General features: G+C 38.6%; 14 protein-coding genes and 1 other annotated feature. Of the genes, 6 read left to right on the plus strand and 8 right to left on the minus strand.

What is annotated here, in order from left to right; all coding sequences use genetic code 11:
* Positions 1–49: 49 nt before the first annotated feature.
* On the plus strand, positions 50–1,528 hold the full coding sequence (locus AUF14_RS11570) for a helix-turn-helix domain-containing protein (RefSeq protein ID WP_227132175.1): 1,479 nt from the start codon (positions 50–52) through the stop codon (positions 1,526–1,528).
* A gap of 32 nt (positions 1,529–1,560) precedes the next feature.
* Here the strand turns inward: AUF14_RS11570 and cls are convergent, their stop codons facing one another.
* Positions 1,561–3,090 carry a cardiolipin synthase gene (gene cls / locus AUF14_RS11575; protein ID WP_049218095.1) on the minus strand — a complete coding sequence of 510 codons (1,530 nt, stop codon included), beginning with the start codon at positions 3,088–3,090 and terminating at the stop codon, positions 1,561–1,563.
* Between the two features lie 364 nt (positions 3,091–3,454).
* Here cls and AUF14_RS11580 point away from each other — a divergent pair, with 364 nt between their 5' ends.
* Entirely contained in the window at positions 3,455–4,795 is a 1,341-nt protein-coding gene (locus AUF14_RS11580; protein ID WP_102866054.1) for an ISL3 family transposase, read from the plus strand.
* 199 nt (positions 4,796–4,994) lie between these two features.
* Here AUF14_RS11580 and rplT read toward each other — a convergent pair whose 3' ends face one another.
* The 3 genes from rplT to infC all read right to left on the minus strand — a co-directional run bounded on the left by rplT (position 4,995) and on the right by infC (position 6,216).
* Positions 4,995–5,354 (minus strand): 50S ribosomal protein L20, encoded by a 360-nt coding sequence (gene rplT / locus AUF14_RS11585; protein WP_010781965.1) that lies wholly within the window; start codon positions 5,352–5,354, stop codon positions 4,995–4,997.
* A gap of 63 nt (positions 5,355–5,417) precedes the next feature.
* Entirely contained in the window at positions 5,418–5,618 is a 201-nt protein-coding gene (gene rpmI, locus AUF14_RS11590) for a 50S ribosomal protein L35 (RefSeq protein WP_010747119.1), read from the minus strand.
* Positions 5,619–5,691: 73 nt separating this feature from the next.
* On the minus strand, positions 5,692–6,216 hold the full coding sequence (infC, locus tag AUF14_RS11595; RefSeq protein ID WP_010747120.1) for a translation initiation factor IF-3: 525 nt from the start codon (positions 6,214–6,216) through the stop codon (positions 5,692–5,694).
* A gap of 27 nt (positions 6,217–6,243) precedes the next feature.
* Positions 6,244–6,372, minus strand: a sequence feature (ribosomal protein L20 leader region).
* A gap of 192 nt (positions 6,373–6,564) precedes the next feature.
* Between infC and AUF14_RS11600 the strand changes: the two genes are divergently transcribed.
* Positions 6,565–7,599 (plus strand): FUSC family protein, encoded by a 1,035-nt coding sequence (locus AUF14_RS11600; protein WP_049220598.1) that lies wholly within the window; start codon positions 6,565–6,567, stop codon positions 7,597–7,599.
* A gap of 79 nt (positions 7,600–7,678) precedes the next feature.
* Positions 7,679–8,488: a Cof-type HAD-IIB family hydrolase gene (locus tag AUF14_RS11605; RefSeq protein ID WP_049220594.1), complete on the plus strand. Its 810-nt coding sequence runs from the start codon at positions 7,679–7,681 to the stop codon at positions 8,486–8,488.
* Positions 8,489–8,529: 41 nt separating this feature from the next.
* Here the strand turns inward: AUF14_RS11605 and AUF14_RS11610 are convergent, their stop codons facing one another.
* The 4 genes from AUF14_RS11610 to AUF14_RS11625 all read right to left on the minus strand — a co-directional run bounded on the left by AUF14_RS11610 (position 8,530) and on the right by AUF14_RS11625 (position 13,123).
* Complete coding sequence (locus tag AUF14_RS11610) at positions 8,530–9,435, minus strand: magnesium transporter CorA family protein (RefSeq protein ID WP_016179579.1); 906 nt, start codon at positions 9,433–9,435, stop codon at positions 8,530–8,532.
* Between the two features lie 132 nt (positions 9,436–9,567).
* Entirely contained in the window at positions 9,568–10,407 is an 840-nt protein-coding gene (locus tag AUF14_RS11615) for a sugar ABC transporter permease (protein ID WP_016179578.1), read from the minus strand.
* Positions 10,407–11,768, minus strand: coding sequence for a carbohydrate ABC transporter permease (locus AUF14_RS11620; RefSeq protein WP_016179577.1), 1,362 nt, complete (start codon positions 11,766–11,768; stop codon positions 10,407–10,409). The genes AUF14_RS11615 and AUF14_RS11620 overlap by 1 nt, the downstream gene beginning before the upstream one ends.
* A 98-nt stretch (positions 11,769–11,866) precedes the next feature.
* The gene (locus tag AUF14_RS11625) at positions 11,867–13,123 is read right to left on the minus strand and encodes an extracellular solute-binding protein (RefSeq protein WP_049220591.1); all 1,257 of its coding nucleotides are present in this window, start codon (positions 13,121–13,123) and stop codon (positions 11,867–11,869) included.
* A gap of 442 nt (positions 13,124–13,565) precedes the next feature.
* On the opposite strand from AUF14_RS11625, the gene AUF14_RS11630 reads away from it, so the two are divergent.
* Together AUF14_RS11630 and AUF14_RS11635 are read left to right on the plus strand one after the other, a co-directional pair.
* On the plus strand, positions 13,566–14,669 hold the full coding sequence (locus AUF14_RS11630; RefSeq protein ID WP_102866055.1) for an ABC transporter ATP-binding protein: 1,104 nt from the start codon (positions 13,566–13,568) through the stop codon (positions 14,667–14,669).
* Positions 14,670–14,683: 14 nt separating this feature from the next.
* Positions 14,684–16,450, plus strand: a complete 1,767-nt coding sequence (locus AUF14_RS11635; RefSeq protein ID WP_048720959.1) for a glycoside hydrolase family 13 protein — start codon at positions 14,684–14,686, stop codon at positions 16,448–16,450.
* Positions 16,451–16,467: the final 17 nt, after the last annotated feature.

Genomic DNA, 16,467 nt, shown 5'->3' on the forward strand with positions numbered 1-16,467 from the left:
TATAAATATCAAGACAAATATTTTATTTGTAGGCTTCGTTCGTATTATAATGGAACCGTATCACCACTTTTTGATAAGGGGGCTTTTTCTAATGAATACCTACTCCTATGATTTGCTAGTCGATAAATCTATAAAAAGAAAAATAAAAATCCTTCAAATCTTACTTGAAGCCAATCGCCCGGTGTCATTAAAAACTTTTAGCGATCTCTGTGATGTTTCTTTCAAAACGATACAACAAGATGTCGCCTACCTAATCGATAACTTGCCAAACGCTCTCTTATTAGAAGAATTCAATCATACTTTATCCCTTGAAAAATATGGCCCGAGCCGTGAGATTGTCACTTATATTGATAGTCTAATTTCAGATAATCCAATATTTCACATTATCGAATCCATTTTCTATGAAGAAAAGAAAGATTTGGTTACTTACGCTTTGGACTTATACATTTCCGAATCAACAATGAAAAATTACATCAGAACCTTCCGAAACGTTCTTAAAGATTTCAGGCTTGACCTCGATACCACTACCTTTTCCTTAGTCGGTGACGAAGCAAATATCCGTTATTTTTTCTTCCAGTATTTTCGCTCCATTCATGAAAGTAGTGCACCCATCATCCATAATGATCAATATCATGAGATAACCGAAGTCTTAGAAAAAATGAAAAGAGACTACGATCTAAATTTAAATTTCGATTACTATAGAGCAACAATTTGGATGTTCATCATAGAAAAACGAATAGAAAACCAGCATTTTATTGAGTTTGATGCTTCAATACTGGAAAAATATGAGAATAAAGATAGCTACCGTCGTTTTAAAACAGCCTTCTCTACTTATTTTCATTCAAAGGTACCTAAGGAAAACAATCGGAACCAAGAAATCTTGTTCTCTTATTTTGCACAAGTCGATACCATTATTTATGAATCAAACAGCTCATACTTAACCAATGACTTTATTCAAGAATTCACTGAACAGGATTTGCTTATTACAAATTTTTTTATCGCTTCAAAGCAGAATTTAGTACTCAACCATAAGGCAAAATCAGCTATTCAATCCTACCTCACAAATCTATCGATATTGACGGAGTGTACGGATCTGTTTCAAAAATACTCCCGCATTTTGATACGCAAGGCTAAAAATAATTACTCTGATACATTTTCTATTTGGTGTCATATTTTAAAAAATCACGAATATTTTTCACAGGTTGAGGATGTCGCCGCCAGACTAACCTTATTGTATGAGGTAAAAAAATATAATAAGAAAAAAGTACTCTTTGCGCTAACTGGAGACTCCTCTTCTGTAAGTTATTACAAGGCTCTAGCAAAAAAAGTTATTCCAAATGACGTTGAATATCATTTTTTATTCAATCGACCATTAACAAATGAATTGCTAAGTACACTGCAGATAGATTTGTGCGTATACAATTTTGAACCACAGCTCCATCTTACATCATCAGATCTTTATCGTTTATCTGATATTCCCTTAGATACTGAATGGCAGGAACTGCAAGACCTGCTTTTTAACATCTAAAGATAAAAAACACCCCGTTGCTTTAATATCAATTAAAGCAGCGGGGTAAAAAATTCACTTAATCTTTCCTTTACAATCGTCATTGCTCTTCTTTTTTTCTGGTTTTCATTGCTTAGACGTTCAGATCGGCGAACATCCTCTTCAAACTGTGCTTGAATTTCAGAGACCATCGGACTCGGCCCATATATAAAGGCGGATATTTCATGATTTAGATGGAAACTTCGAATATCAAAATTTGTCGAGCCTATTGATGCGACGAGACCATCTACAATCAGATATTTACAATGTAAAAATGACTCTGCATCATACGCATAAACTTCAACTCCCGCAGACAGCAGACGATCCACAAACGAATGATTTCCATAATAAGAAATCGCTCGATCTCCTTTGCCGGGAATAATTAATTGTACCTTCAACCCGCACCTTGCTGCACGACGTATAACAGATAAAGATTCCTCGTCCGGCACGAAATATGGGCTTGCTATCTGAATCGTTTTTTTCGCCTTTCCAAACAATTCCATGATCGAATCCTTCAAAATACGTTCTGAGTCATAAGGGCCGCCAAAAATTATTTGACAGATTTCAGTTTGTTCTTCGGAAGAATTCTTTTCTAGTGGGAAGTAATTTTGTGGCTCATTAAAAAAAGGCAGCAATCCTTGTTCATCCTCATTTAAAAAAAGCCAATCCAATAAAAATGCATACTGTACATAGATCGTACTAGGTCCTAATATTTTTAGATTGGTGTCTCGCCAATAGTTAAATTTATCTGTTCGGCTGCGATATTCATTGCCTAAGTTCATACCGCCCATGTGAGCTATTTGACCATCGATGATGACCATTTTCCGATGATTTCGCCAATTTATTCTAGTGCTCAAAGACGGAGAATTCACTAAATCATACGTACGAACTAAAACACCTGCTTCTTTCAGTTTAGAAATGAACTCAAAAGGCAATTTGATCGATCCAACGCTATCATAAATAAAACGAACCTTTACACCTTGTTTGGCTTTTGCTATTAATATATCCGCTAATTCACGACCTGTTTCATCTGCCTTATAAATGAAATACATTAGATGAATATGATGCTTGGCGTTTTGAAGGTCTATCAGTAATTCTTGATAAGCTTTTTCACCATCAGCTAAATGTGTAAGCTGATTTCCTCTCAAGGATTCATTTCCAGAAAGATAAGTCAGTTCTTTCGAAATAGCGTAGGGCTCATTAATTATTTCCGGATGATCGTTTAACAACTGAGACATGTATTGGTGCAATAACTGCTCATTTCTTTTTTGTATTGGAGAAAAACGCCTAAAACTTGGCTTACCCCCTACTAAGAAAAAAAGCAAAATCCCAATATAAGGAAAAAACAAAATAGCGGATAACCAGGCAAATTTTGAAGTAGCAGGACGCTTGTCGATCAGTATTAAATACCCGCACAATGCAAAAGATACCACTTCTGCAAAGATTGTTAGGATAATCATACTATCAAAAAATTGATACGCTGCAAAGCAAACGCAAATAAATAGCAAACTGATAACCAGCAAGCGCTGTAGTTTATTTTTCATTACTGCTCTCCTCAAGATTCACATTGTCATTTATACGCATTTCATAACTTTTATTAATTTAATTTTACGCTATAATTTGGAATCAATCTAGTTTATCGAATTTCTGAATAGCTATTTAAAAAAAAGTATTCCATCTGTCATTCGTACTTCTCATTAGTTAGCTTTCCTTATATAAGAAAAGCTCGTTCGTGAAGCCGGACATGGATATAGCTGTTGTAAAGCCTTTTTTTCTGGCTCTATAATATCTAGTGTTGGTGACGCCTTCTGTTGCCAATACTTTTTCTTTTTTCTAATAAACGCAAACAGACACCTTGAAATCCTTTAGAATAAAGTCGACGAAAACCATTCAAAGGAGTGTTTCAAGATGTCCTATTCAGAGTTTACCAAAGAGTTACTAGATATTCTAGACCTAAATCTTACCTTTCATGAAGATGCCTTTCGCAAAGAGCGCATTAATGACGAAACATGTTTTGTTTTTGATGGCACATTGACCTATCAACCAGAGGAATGCTTCCATTGCCACTATCAAAATAAGCAAACGATCATTAAATGGGGCTGGAAAAAAGTATCCATCTTATTGAATGATGTCAGTAACTACAAGACCATTGTGCGGATTAACAAACAGCGCTTCAAATGTAAACACTGTGGAAAGACTTTTTTAGCAGAAGATTCAGTTAGTGATCGTCGCTGCTCCATTGCCCGCAGAGTCAAACAAGCCATTCTTGAGCTATTAAGTGAGCCTATTTCTATGTCTTTGATTGCACGTATGAAGCACATTTCTCCGACCACTGTCATTCGAATACTTCGCAGCCTTCGGCCTAAAACCGTTTCTTTGAACCAGCCGTTACCAGAAGTGGTGTGTTTCGATGAATTCAAATCGGTGAAAAACGTCTCGGGAGCCATGAGCTTTGTCATGATGGACGGCAAAACCCATCAACTGATTGATATTGTGGAAAATCGGCAACTTGATCCTTTACGCGACTATTTCTTGCGCTACCCTATAAAAGTCCGTGAACAAGTGCGTCTAGTGGTTTCAGATTTCTATACACCCTATCGCACATTGGTGAAAGAGTGTTTTCCGAATGCCCGAATCGTCGCCGATCGCTTTCATATTAGCCAACACATTGGTCGGGCTTTTACCAACCACCGAATTCAAGTAATGAAGACCTTTAAAAAAGGGGATCGTCGGTCGAAGCACTTAAAGAAATACTGGAGACTACTTCAAAAGAATGCGTGGGAATTGAAAGGTCAGCATCGCTACTGGCGTCCGTCATTTCGAGATCATCTGACAGAAGCAGAGATAGTCGATCGGCTATTATCTTATGATGATTCCTTAAAGCGAGGCTATGAAGTCTACCAGGATTTTCTTTCCGTTATCAGAAGACAAGATGTTCCTGAATTCGTCGCGCTCCTAAAAGAAGACTACAAGGAGTTGCCAGAGCACTACCAACCAGTGTTCACGACCTTCAAGAAATACCAAACAGAAATCAAACGAGCGTTGCGCGTTCCCTATTCCAACGGCCCTATAGAATGTTTGAATAACCATATCAAAGTACTAAAACGAATTGCCTATGGCTTTAGAAACTTTCAAAACTACCGAGAACGAATCTTTTTATATCGAGGAAAATATTTTAAGAAAACTAAGAATACTACCCAACTGACTAAAGCCAGAACAACAACACGGCTAGACAAGATAGCTGTCTAGCCGTGTGAGTATCTCGATTATTCTATTGAATTTCTTCACCAACACTCATTGACGAAGAGCCTTTTTTCTGTGAAAATTCTATACTCCCTTTAATAACCAAAAAAGGAACTGACCCAAAAGTCTTTAGACTTTTGAATCAGCTCCTTTTCACGAATAAACGACGGCAGCTCATAAGTTGATGTGCCAACGTTTATAGGCTTTATTTATTTAATGAATCTTTAGCTTGGTCAGCTAGTGCTGTGAAAGCAGCTGCATCGTTAACTGCTAAATCAGCTAACATTTTGCGGTTGATTTCGATACCGGCAACTTTAAGACCGTGCATTAATTTTGAGTAGCTCAAGCCGTTCATACGAGCTGCAGCGTTGATACGTGCAATCCACAATTTGCGGAAATCGCGTTTCTTTTGACGACGATCGCGATATGCGTAGTTGTATGAATTCATTACTTGTTCTTTAGCTGTTTTAAATAGAGTGTGTTTAGAACCGTAGTAACCTTTAGCTAGTTTTAATGTCTTTTTACGACGTTTACGAGTTACTGTTCCACCTTTAACACGTGCCATGTTTAATTCCTCCTAATAAATATAAATCATTGAATTTTTTAAGTTGTAAAGCGGGTTGCGCAATTATTTCATGCGTGCCAATTGTTGGCGGATACGTTTGTAATCGCCTTTTGAAACCATAGACGCTTTACGTAATTGACGACGTTGTTTTTTCGTTTTTCCGTGGAAACGGTGACTTGTGAACGCGCGGAAACGTTTCAAACCGCCTTTACCAGTGCGTTTTACGCGTTTTGCTAAACCGCGATGTGTTTTTTGTTTTGGCATGACTAAATTTCCTCCTACTTTTCATTTCGCATACTCTTTAACTAGAGTCAAAGAAGCATTCTCAAAATTATTGCTAGTCTTTCTTCTCTTTCGGTGCAAGCACTAAGAACATGCTACGTCCGTCCATCTTCGCTTTTTGTTCCACTGTCGCGATATCGGCAGTTTCTTCAGCTAAGCGATCAAGAACTTTTTGACCAATATCTTTGTGGGTAATGGCACGGCCCTTGAAGCGGATCGAAGCTTTCACTTTGTCGCCTTTTTCCAGGAATTTACGCGCATTACGAAGTTTTGTATTAAAGTCGTTCACGTCGATCGTTGGACTTAAGCGAACTTCTTTAACGTTGATCACTTTTTGTTTCTTGCGAGCTTCACGTTCTTTTTTCTGTTGTTCGAAGCGGTATTTCCCGTAATCCATAATACGCGCTACAGGTGGTTTCGCACCAGGAGCTACTAGGACTACATCCAGATTTGCTTGTTCAGCAATCTTTAAGGCTTCTACTTTCGATTTAACACCTAATTGTTCGCCGTCTTGTCCGATCAAACGTACTTCACGTGCACGAATGCCGTCGTTAACCATCATATCCTTTGCTATGGTCATTCACCTCCAAAATTTTTGAGAGAAAAAAAGCAAATAAAAAAACGAGTTCTTTGCGAACCCGCACGTAGTTCGACTCATCAAAATGACTCGTCATTAACTATCTAGCCCAGCGAGATATTCGCGTAAGGCGAGAAGCGGGTGCTTCTGCTTTCATTTCTCAACTTTAATAGTATACAAGCTAAACTTCATGTTGTCAACCACTTAAGACTCATTTCTGTTTACTTTCAGAAACTTTCTATTGAGTTTTCTTTGATTTGTATGCTAACCTGTAATTGAAGCTTTTTTTCTTACTTTAATACATACATAGCTTAAAAACTTAATCCATTATTTATAGAAGGAAGTGATAGGATGGAACAATCCTTTTTTAAAGAATTGATTCATTACAACAAACCAAAGGAATCTCCTGTTCGCTTAATCGGCGCCGGCCTTTGTATGATCAGTGTGTTATTCACCGGTTATTTATTCCACCAGCTCGCAATCTCTAGCTACGGTTCTTTAGGTATCTTCACCTTTCTTTATTATCAACGACTTCCATTAAAACAATTAATGTTACGTTTATCAATAGTAGGTACTTTTTTGACTGCCGCTAATTTTCTTGGCATGCTCTCAACTCATGCTGTCTGGATCGCACCAATTATTGTTGCGGTGGTCGGTTTTTTAGGACGCTTTTTCTTCCGTTTGTATGGCATTGCTAAACCAGGACCTTTTTTTATTGTTATGGTCACGGCAATGGGCGTTAGTACCAATGTCCCATTGGCTAAAATCCCAGTAATGAGCAGCTATTTTTTTATCGGTGTACTATTTTCTTTGGCGGGGGCTTTTATTATGCATTTCATAGAAAAAGAACCCTTGCCTATCAGTAAAACAAAAAAAACACTCAAGTCACGAATTGATGAAGATCCGGCTGTAGTTATCGATAGTCTACTATACAGTGGCATCCTTTTTTTCGCAGTCTACCTAAGTATGGGCTTGCAGCTGAAAAATCCTTACTGGCTAGTTGTTTCTTGCGCCGCTATCTTACAAGGAGATAATCTTCGCGTAATGGCCCACCGTAATATCCAACGTATTTTCGGTACAATTATTGGTCTAGCGATCGCTGCATTTTTGCTGAATCTACCTTTATCAATTTTCGAAACACTGTTAATGATCACAGTCTTATTTGTAACAGTTGAATATTTTGTGAAGCGCAATTACGCGATCGCTCAATTCTTTACCACCCCGATGTCATTGATGCTGTCCATGCTAGTGAAGCAGCAATATCTCTACAGCCTGATTCAATTTCGTTTTCTCGGCATTGTAATCGGTAGCCTGTTAGGCTTACTTGCTGCTTGGATGATGACCACCAGTCTGAGTTTTTATAATCGAAAATTTCATTCAAACTAAATATGATTCACCGAAAACCGAGTGGGAACACTCGGTTTTTGCTATAATGAGGACTATATAAATTGAAGGAGGCTCTTCTATGTATCGATTAATCGCCTGCGACTTGGATGAAACCTTGTTAGATAAAAGTCGGCATGTTTCAAAAAGGACGCAGGAAACAATAAAAATGGCCGAAGCACAAGGGCTGATATTTGCACCAGCCACTGGACGCGGCTTTTACTCAATTAAACAGACTTTGGAGGAATTGGAGGCTGTAAACAAATCCAATCATTATATGATAGGGTTTAACGGCGGCGTAGTGGTAGAAAATCACGGACCTACCATTATCAAAGATTTCCCTATGCCCTTTGAAATCCTGTCACGTTTGTTTGAATTCGGTTCCAACTATCAGGTAGCAATCCATCTTTATACGTTTGAACAAACCTATGTCTATCACAGTAATCCTGAGGAAGACGCCTACTTAACGACGATTCCTCACGAAAAAAGATTCGATGATGATATTCACTTTTTAAAAGACCACGTATGTTACAAAGCTTTGTTTCAAAATTTGGACCGCAGCTATTTAGAACAATTAGAGCAGGAAATGCCTAAAGAGCTGCACGATGTATTGGAGATTAGCTATTCCTCTAATCGTTATATCGAATTCAATCCAAAGGGCGTTAACAAAGGTGCAGCATTGCGAACATTGGCAGATCATTTAAGCACTCCGATGAACGAAACCATCGCCATTGGTGACAATATCAACGATCTAGCCATGATCCGCGAAGCTGAATTAGGAATTGCAGTAGCGAATGCTGTGCCTGCTATAAAAGAAGCAGCGCAGCATACAACAATTGCGGATCATGAACAAAGCGCTGTGGCTGAAGTCATCGAAACCTTTATTCTATAAAAGAAAAAAAGCGAAGCAACTCATTTGAGCTTGCTTCGCTTTTAACGTATTCTGCGCCATAAAATCAAAATCAACCAGATGGACAGTCCAATACTAATCACTACCGTAATCACCCAACCGATTTCAGAATGGGTAAATGGCAGCGGCATGTTCATTCCGAAAAAACCAGTCACAATTGTTGGTATCGTTAATAACAACGACCAGATCGTTAAAATTTTCATTGTGTCGTTCAAATTATTGTTCAATAAATTATTGTAAGTTCCCGATAGCTGATCCAGGACCTCACTGGACAGCCTGGTCATTTCTACCGCCTGCTTGGCCTCGATCAACGCATCATCTAACTCTTCTTTTTCTTTATCTGTGAAACTCGAAAAGATCACTTGGACTTTTACTTGCTCTAAAAGTACGGCATTCTGTTTTGTCGCAGTTACTAAGTAAACTAAACCAATCTCTAGATCAGAAAGTGCTAATAAATTTTTATTTGTTGTTTTCTCTCGAAGTTTTTTATTTAATTGTATTCGTTGGCTATCAACTTCCTCAACTAAAGGAAAATAATAATCAGAAATCAAAAATAGGGTATGGAACAATAAACTCGCGGTGCTTTGATTCGGCTCATTCATTAATAAATTGTCGATAATATTTTCAACATAAGCGGTCCGCTCATTTACAAAAGAAAAGAAATAATGATCCTTTAAAATAAAGGCCATTGGACTTGTCTCATAATGATTATCCTTTTTTAACAAGTTCGGTACATTAAAAATCAGCAGCAAGGCTTTTTCCATCGGATCATACTCCACACGTGCCCGCTCATTATCGTCCAGCGCGTAGGTCAACATCTCATCACTGATTGCGTAGCTTTCCCGCAATTTCTTTACTTCGTGAGATTGCGTGCTGTCCACATTAATCCACGAACACATCTCTTGATTGAATGTTTGTTTGCTGTCCATTAAACTCCTCCTGGTCTAGATCGTTCTAGTCCAGTATAACAAAAACTGGGCTTTGATAGTTCACTGCCGCCCTCCAATAAAAGAAAAACAGAAACGAACTCTTGTCGTTCCTGTTCTCTATCACTTCATTAATTATCCTTTCACGCCGCCAGCTGTGATTCCTTCCACATAATACTTCTGCATCACCATAAACAACAACGTGATTGGGATCGCGATAATTACACACCCCGCTGTAAAAGGCATAAACCAGTGATTAATTTTATCCGGCTGCAGCATCGTGAACAATCCGATCGCTACGGTATATTTTTGTTTTTGCTGACCCAAAATTACTTGGGCGAAAATGAAATCCATCCATGGAATCATAAATGTCATCAAAGCCGTGTACACAATGATCGGCTTAGATAACGGCAATGTGATTTTAAGGAAAATATCTTTTTTCGTAGCGCCATCAATCATCGCCGATTCATCCAGTGAATACGGAATCGTATCGAAAAAGCCTTTAGCAATATAAAAACCTAACGCGGCACCTGCAGAATAGACGATGACTAGTGCAACCAGCGTACCATCCAGCTCCATCGCCTTTAAGATGTAATACACAGCGATCATGCTCATAAAGGCAGGAAACATATTCAAAACTAACGCTAATTTCAAGAAACGATTACGAAACTTAAACTTGATTCGAGAAACAGAATAAGCGATCGCCACTGTAATAAAGGTTGAAATAAGGCACGTAGCGATGGCGACAATCAGTGTATTCATAAACCAGCGGGCAAACGGATACGAACTATTGGTGAATAGCATTTTGTAATTTTCTAACGTGAAGGTTTTTGGAATAATATAATTAACCGACATGGCACCTTCTCCACGAAAACTGGTCAAAACGACCCATAAAATCGGAAATAGCCAAATCACTGAAAGAATGATCAACAAGACATAGACAAACGTTAAGGTACGGCGTTTTTGCTTTTTCATTATTGCAGACCTCCTTCATAAGATTTCGAGCGTGTGTAGGCCAATAAGCTAAAGACCGCACTCAACACAAAAATAATGATTCCGATAACACTAGCCAAATTATAGTCGCTGGCGATGACCGTCAGTTTGTAGAGCCAAGTGACCAGCAAATCGGTGTCTCCGGCTTGATACAGGGCAGAGTTGTTCGGCTTGCCCTCTGTTAATAGATAGATCACATTAAAATTATTGATGTTGCCAATAAATTGCTGAATCAAATTTGGTGTCATAATCAACAAAATTTGCGGAAACGTAATCGAGCGAAAAACTTGAAACTTATTCGCACCATCAATCTCTGCCGCTTCAATCTGTTCAGTTGGCAAGTTCATAATGATTCCAGTCGCAATTAACATCGTCACCGGAATTCCTACCCACATATTGACAAAAATAATTGAAAATTTTGCCCAAGTACCATCACTCAGAAACGGTAATGCGTTAGAAATCAATCCCCATCTCTCTAGCAGCGCATTCACTGGTCCCCAATCGGCTAATAAATTACGCATAATCAACAAAGAGACAAATTGCGGTACCGCCATCGTAATAACGAAAATCGTTCGAAATATCTTTTTTCCGCGTAAGCCTTTGGTGTTGATCAATAATGCCAACAAAATTCCAAAGAAGAAATTGGTCGCTGTCGCAGCAACGGCCCAGATCAGTGTCCAAGACAACAGTGGCATAAACGTCTCTGCCATACGTCCCGTCAAAATATTTCTAAAATTCGCGAATCCAACCCAATCAAACAAATGCCCTGGCGGCAAGTGATTATGGTCATAATTCGTAAACGCCAGACCGATCATGTAAACCAAGGGTAAAATCGTAAATAGCAATACTCCAATCAATGGTATGATCATTAATGTCATGTGGAAACGACCATTAGTCAGTGTTTTTAGATCCTCCCTAAAGCTCGGAATGCTCTTATGTTCCTTGTTCAAGACAAATAATTTACGGTTGCTCTTTAAACTGCACCAATACACATAAAAGAATATTCCACAAAAAATAATGGCTGCTAATCCATAAATCATTAATAACATGGAATTGTCGCCTTCAACAGAAACCTTCATCCTTATTCCATCAATCGTTTGCCACTGCATTCCTTGCGTTTTCGTCCCTAAAGTTATCAGACCAACGATCCCGGGAATAATTTGATAAATACAGGCGATAATAAAGAAAATTTCAGCTAGTAAAAATAAAATCCCTTTGAAGATTTGCTTATTTAACAGATTACTGAATCCCATAATTAAAAATGATAGCTTTGTTTTGAGATCACCTTCTTTGAACACTTGTTTCATCGAAATCACTTCGCCGTAACTCCCGGCTATTTCCATCGATAAAACCTCCCTTTTTCGAATTAATTCGGACAATTATACAAAAAGATTTCGGAGCAAAAAAAAATGATTTCTTTTGCTCCGACATCCGCTAAATCTTACTTATCACCAGAGATATCCTTCACTAACTGATCCAGTTTTGCTTGATATTGATCCGGTTTGATTTTTCCATTATAGGTATCACTTAAAACAGCTGCAGAGGCAGTCCAAAAATTCGTCATTTCAGGAATCTTCGGCATAACGACGGAGTAATCCGAACCACTCATAGTAACGACTGCATTTGCTAATTCATCATTCGTCACATAATCGGCTTCTTGAATCGTTGTATTCGATGGAATAATATTTCTAGTTTCATCCTTAAACTGGGCTTCTTGCACCGCTTCGCTGGATAAATAAGAAGCTAGCTTATAATCTGCAGCGATTTTCTTTGAATCGCCATCAGCCGGTGCTTGGTTCACCGCGTAAAGCTTCACACCCAAGAAGGCTTTTTGCTGAACCTCATTGCCGCCGATAGTTATTTTTGGATAAACTGCAATTCCTAAATTATCTTTTCCTACCGCTTCGATAGCTTTTTCTTTATCCCATGGACCAGATTCAAATGCTGCAATCTTCTCATTTTCAAATTGCGAAATATAATCATCTCCGACATTTATAAAGCCAGAATTATTTTTCTGATCGGCAATCCACTGTAAGACGGAAATCCCAGCTGAATTGTTCCAATCCGTGCCTTTCACATCTTCTCCAGTATCACCGAACAGCTTATCCCCCACTGACATAAATAATGGTCCGATTTTATAAGCGTCAACAGCTTTTAAATTTGCACCAAATGTCGCGTCTTTAGTGATATTCTCATAGGAGCTGACTTGATTTTCATTTAGCATTTTTTTGTTGTAATACAGAACCTGCGATTCAATCCCATATGGGAACGCATACACTTTATCTTTATAAGTCGCACCAGCCAAAGCTGTTTCTGATTGATCTGACTTGATCTCATCCACATATTTTTCAGGAATTTCCTGAATGACTCCTGAATCAACCAATTGTCCTAATTGATCATGAGGGAGCGCAAAAACATCCGCAGCGGAGGAAGGATCCTTTTTCACGTTTTCCTGTGCTTTTGCATCTTCTGTTTCAACGACCTTCACATGGATATCTGGATTATCTTTCTCAAAATCCTCTAAAACTTTCGTATAGAATTTTTTTGAATCTGTGGTGATCCATAACGTGACATCTGTTTTATCAGACGAGCCTGATGCTTTCTTTTCACCTGACCCTGAACCGCACGCCGCCAATGTTAAGGCTGTTGCACCTAACATTACCCCTGATAATAAATACTTTTTCAAATTGCTCTTCATTTCGCTTCCTCCTGTGTCAATTGAATTTTTGCTACAAGGCACATTATGCAACCGATTGCGCATAATTGCAAGAGAAAGCGCTTAATTTATTTATTTTTTTCTAGAATTATCTTTGTTCGAGTGTTTTTACAAAATATCAAAACTAGAAAAGAACCATCTATTTGCGGTTTCCTACCATATTTAGTACTCAAAATTTCAATTGGAACTCTTAGAAATTCTATTGAGACTATAAATATACTTGTTGCAACCGATTGCGCAATATGTAATAATTGCACCACAATAACCGGTAAATAAAAAATGATTGCGGTCCAACTTTTCCCAATTTTATTCGTGCAAAAAGAATGTCAGGTGAAACGAGACGATATTATGGCAAGCAGTATAGTTGGATGACATACGACTTGACAATCAGGCTTATTTTTCTGGAGGAAAAAGGAGTAATCAAATGGTCGAACTAAATTTGAAGCACATAAACAAAAAGTATCCGAACAATAATACCTATTCTGTAAAGGATTTTAATCTCAAAATTGAAAATCGTGAATTCATTGTCTTCGTCGGCCCTTCCGGTTGCGGAAAATCCACTACGTTAAGAATGATCGCAGGTCTAGAAGATATTACTGAAGGTGACTTTGAAATCGACGGCATAAGAATGAATGATACACCACCAAAGGATCGCGATATCGCTATGGTTTTTCAAAATTATGCATTATATCCCCATATGACTGTGTTCGAAAATATGGCTTTTGGATTGAAACTACGAAAATATCCGAAAGAAGAAATTAAAAAACGCGTAGAGGATGCTGCTAAAATCTTAGGCTTAACAGAATTATTGGATCGAAAGCCAGCAGATATGTCAGGCGGACAACGACAACGGGTCGCTATGGGACGAGCAATCGTTCGTGACGCGAAGGTCTTTTTGATGGATGAACCTTTATCAAATTTAGATGCGAAACTGCGGGTTCAAATGCGGGCGGAAATTGCTAAGATTCATCAAAATCTTGGCTCTACCACGATTTACGTAACACACGATCAAACTGAAGCCATGACACTAGCAGATCGCATCGTGATTATGAATCAAGGCGTGATTCAGCAGGTCGGTTCACCGCAAGAATTGTACAACAGACCCGCTAATAAATTTGTCGCTGGCTTTATGGGCAGTCCAGCAATGAATTTCTTTGAGGTCATTTTCAAAAATGGACGCATCGCAAATCAAAAAGGGTTAGATTTGCCTTTACCAGAAGGTCAGGCGAAGGTCTTATCGGCACAGGGGTATGAAGGAAAACCTTTAACTTTCGGAATCCGCCCAGAGGATATCACAGCTGAAGAGGTTGCTTTAGAAGCTTATAAAGATTCAGTGGTTTCAGCTACTGTCATTGTCAGCGAACTGCTTGGATATGAATCCATGCTGTATTCAACGATTGGTGACACAGAATTTGTTTCTAAAGTAGATGCTCGAGATTTCCATGATCCCGGTGAACAAATTGATCTAGCCTTTAATTTAAGCAAAGCGCGCTTTTTCGATAGTGACACAGAAAAAGCAATCGATTAACTACGGAGGTTTCTATGAATACAGCAGCAATCTATCATCGTACTGAAAGCGAATATGCCTATCTATACACCAACGAACTAATGCACGTGCGTTTGCGTACAGCACGCGCAGACTGCAAAAACGTTTCGTTAGTTCATGGGGATCCCTATGAACTAGAAAAAAAGCGCTGGTACAAGCAACCGTCTGCAATGCGAAAAACACTATCCACAGATCTTTATGATTATTGGGAAGTTGATGTCACCGCTCCTTATCATCGGTTAAGCTACGGATTTATTGTTACCGGCTATGATGAAACGACGGTGTTCTTCACTGAACATGGAGTTTTTCCGGTTGAAGAAAACTATTTATTGATGGCGAATAATTATTTTCGCATGCCGTTTTTCCATGAAATCGATCGTTTTAAAGCGCCGCAATGGGTGAAAGAAACTGTCTGGTATCAAATCTTTCCGGAACGCTTTGCCAATGGCGATCCGTCCAACGATCCAGAAGGCGTGCTTCCTTGGGACAGTAAGGAATATCCTGGAAAACAGGATTTTTATGGCGGTGACCTGCAAGGTGTCATTGATCATCTAGATTATTTAAGCGATTTGGGAATCAATGGGATTTATTTTTGCCCGATTTTTACAGCACCTTCCAATCATAAATACGATACTACGGACTATTTAGAGATTGATCCTGCCTTCGGTGATAAAGAGCTCTTCCGTAAACTCATTGAGGAATGTCATCGACGAGGAATCCGCATTATGCTGGACGCAGTATTTAATCATATGGGAGATACTTCCCCACAATGGCGCGATGTTCTCGAAAAGGGAGAAAAATCTCGCTTTAAAGATTGGTTTCATATCCATTCTTTTCCTGTTCAATATACGAAAACTGACGATTTTGAAGTTGCTGAAGACTTGAATTACGATACGTTTGCGTTTACTCCACACATGCCAAAGCTGAATACCGCCAACAAGGAAGTTCAGGAATATATTTTGTCGATCGCAAAATATTGGATTCAAGAATTCGACATTGACGCTTGGCGTTTAGATGTTGCCAATGAAGTAGATCATCAATTATGGAAAAAATTTGCAGCGACCTGTCACGAATTAAAGGATGATTTTTATCTGCTGGGTGAAGTCTGGCATAGCTCTCAGCCATGGCTTCAAGGAGATGAATTTACTGCAGTGATGAATTATGCCTTTACCGAATCGATCATTAACTATTTCTTGGAAAGAACGATTCCATTAGATAAATTGGTCAGCAATCTGAATGAACAGCTGACGCTTTATCGCAAACAAACCAATCAAATGATGCTTAACACGATTGATAGCCACGATACACCACGCATATTGACCTTGGCTGGTGGTAATAAAGACCTAATGAGACAGGTTTTAGCCTTTCTTTATTTACAGCAAGGAATCCCCTGTCTTTATTACGGTGATGAAGTCGGTTTGGATGGCGGCATAGATCCAGATTGTCGAAAATGTATGATTTGGGATCCAGAAAAACAAGATTTGCAACTTTTCGAATTTGTAAAGCAGTTGATCGCACTTCGCCGAGAAAATCAATTCACCCTCTGTGAAGGATCGCTTGAATGGCAAAAGGTGGATACGTCTACGGGAACGCTGATTTTTTCACGAGACATTTCCAACGAAAAGATCATCGGTATCTTCAATACGGGGAATCATTCCATTTTCGAGCAGGTATCTGATGAAGTCCTTATGCTGCAGCTTGCGAATATCAAAGGAGATAGTATCGCAATTGAGCCCAATGGTTTTGTCATTTTGAAAAAGTAACCATGCATTTTTTAGGA

Source organism: Enterococcus avium (genome assembly GCF_002891025.1).
Classification (GTDB): Bacteria; Bacillota; Bacilli; order Lactobacillales; family Enterococcaceae; genus Enterococcus_A; species Enterococcus_A avium.

Bases quoted from the DNA above. Each gene is read 5' to 3' on its own strand.
- AUF14_RS11570 (WP_227132175.1), top strand. From the start codon at position 50: ATGGAACCGTATCACCACTTTTTGATAAGGGGGCTTTTTCTAATGAAT.
- cls (WP_049218095.1), bottom strand. From the start codon at position 3,090: ATGAAAAATAAACTACAGCGCTTGCTGGTTATCAGTTTGCTATTTATT.
- AUF14_RS11580 (WP_102866054.1), top strand. From the start codon at position 3,455: ATGTCCTATTCAGAGTTTACCAAAGAGTTACTAGATATTCTAGACCTA.
- rplT (WP_010781965.1), bottom strand. From the start codon at position 5,354: ATGGCACGTGTTAAAGGTGGAACAGTAACTCGTAAACGTCGTAAAAAG.
- rpmI (WP_010747119.1), bottom strand. From the start codon at position 5,618: ATGCCAAAACAAAAAACACATCGCGGTTTAGCAAAACGCGTAAAACGC.
- infC (WP_010747120.1), bottom strand. From the start codon at position 6,216: ATGACCATAGCAAAGGATATGATGGTTAACGACGGCATTCGTGCACGT.
- AUF14_RS11600 (WP_049220598.1), top strand. From the start codon at position 6,565: ATGGAACAATCCTTTTTTAAAGAATTGATTCATTACAACAAACCAAAG.
- AUF14_RS11605 (WP_049220594.1), top strand. From the start codon at position 7,679: ATGTATCGATTAATCGCCTGCGACTTGGATGAAACCTTGTTAGATAAA.
- AUF14_RS11610 (WP_016179579.1), bottom strand. From the start codon at position 9,435: ATGGACAGCAAACAAACATTCAATCAAGAGATGTGTTCGTGGATTAAT.
- AUF14_RS11615 (WP_016179578.1), bottom strand. From the start codon at position 10,407: ATGAAAAAGCAAAAACGCCGTACCTTAACGTTTGTCTATGTCTTGTTG.
- AUF14_RS11620 (WP_016179577.1), bottom strand. From the start codon at position 11,768: ATGGAAATAGCCGGGAGTTACGGCGAAGTGATTTCGATGAAACAAGTG.
- AUF14_RS11625 (WP_049220591.1), bottom strand. From the start codon at position 13,123: ATGAAGAGCAATTTGAAAAAGTATTTATTATCAGGGGTAATGTTAGGT.
- AUF14_RS11630 (WP_102866055.1), top strand. From the start codon at position 13,566: ATGGTCGAACTAAATTTGAAGCACATAAACAAAAAGTATCCGAACAAT.
- AUF14_RS11635 (WP_048720959.1), top strand. From the start codon at position 14,684: ATGAATACAGCAGCAATCTATCATCGTACTGAAAGCGAATATGCCTAT.